1 protein-coding gene is annotated in these 1,410 nt (G+C 57.6%); it reads left to right on the top strand.

Going from position 1 to position 1,410, the window contains the following annotated elements:
• Window positions 1-70: 70 nt before the first annotated feature.
• Entirely contained in the window at window positions 71-1,402 is a 1,332-nt protein-coding gene (locus Y887_RS16805; protein WP_425445647.1) for an IS4 family transposase, read from the top strand.
• The last annotated feature ends 8 nt before the right edge of the window (window positions 1,403-1,410 follow it).

Below are 1,410 nucleotides of genomic sequence, written 5' to 3' on the forward strand. Positions count from 1 at the left end.
GCAATGCTGTTCACTTAAGCAATTGAGTCACCGAAAATCCGATGCCAGACCTCTGGCATCGGATTTTTTTGTGTCCCTTCAACAGCAGCTGTTCGACCTTGGCGACCTGTTCAACTTCTCCGACCTGAGCACCTTTACGCAGAATATTCCGGTGGAGTGGGTAGCCAGCGCGCTGGAACTGTCTGCTCAGGCCAGCATCCGACGTCGGCGTCTTCCCAGTGATCAGGTGTTGTGGCTTGTCCTGGGCATGGCGTTGTTCCGTGACGAACCGGTGCACGAGGTTGCACGTCGTTTGAACATCTGCGCACAAGGGCTGGCCTCAGAAGAGTTGTTGGCTCGCAGCGGCGTCAGTCAGGCACGCGCGCGACTGGGCGCCGATCCAGTCCACCACCTGTTCGCAACGACTGGGGCGCAATGGGGCCGCGAACGCTACCAAGGCGATGAATGGCAGGGATTGCAGGTCTTTGCCGTAGATGGCGCGCTGCTGCGTACGCCAGACACCGAAGAACTGCGCGAACATTTTGGTTCCGGCAATACCAGCACTGACCGTCAGACGCCATTTCCCATGCTGCGATTGGTTGCACTGATGAACGTACGCTCGCATGTCTTGCTCAATGCCCAGCTCAGTCCCTACCGGCGCAGTGAAATTCGCTTGAGCGAGCCGCTTTTACACGCCATTCCCGATCATTCAGTCACCTTGTTCGACAAAGGGTTCTGGAGTGCTGATCTGTTGCTGTCGCTCGCCGACATCGGCACTGCACGCCACTGGCTGACACCCGCACGCAAGGGCTTGGTGGCTGAAGAAATCACGCGTTATGGCACTGATGATCGGTTACTGCGCATGCGTGTCTCGCCGCAGGCCAGAAAACGCAATCCAGCGCTTCCCACGCACTGGGACGTACGTGAAGTGAGCTATCTGCATCAGGGGAAGCGAAAGTCGGTGCTGACCTCGTTGCCTGCCACCACTTACAGCGCCAAGTCTGTTGCAACGCTTTACCAGGAGCGATGGGAAATCGAACTGGGTTTGCGCGACATCAAAAGCTCGATGCAGCACAACGCGACGACCTTGCGCAGCAAGAAGATCGACTTGGTGTACCAGGAGGTTTGGGGGTTGCTGCTGGCTTACAACATCATTCGGCGTGAAGCCAGTCAGGCAGCTGTGGCGTTTGGCAGAACACCTTCGGACATCCGATTCAAACCGGTCTGCCAGTACATCGCAGTGCAACTCATCGTGATGGCCGCAGCTACTCCGGCTTCCGCCACAGCAAGACGCTTATCCCAGCTTCGCTCAGGCATTGCGGGCCTGTTCCTCGATCACCGTCCAAGGCCTACGCGGCCAAGGACGGTGAAGATCTCGAAGACCCGCTACCCGGTAGATCGAAAGGCCGCTCCGCTTAAGTGAACAGCATT

This window comes from Xanthomonas pisi DSM 18956 (assembly GCF_001010415.1).
Classification (GTDB): domain Bacteria; phylum Pseudomonadota; class Gammaproteobacteria; order Xanthomonadales; family Xanthomonadaceae; genus Xanthomonas; species Xanthomonas pisi.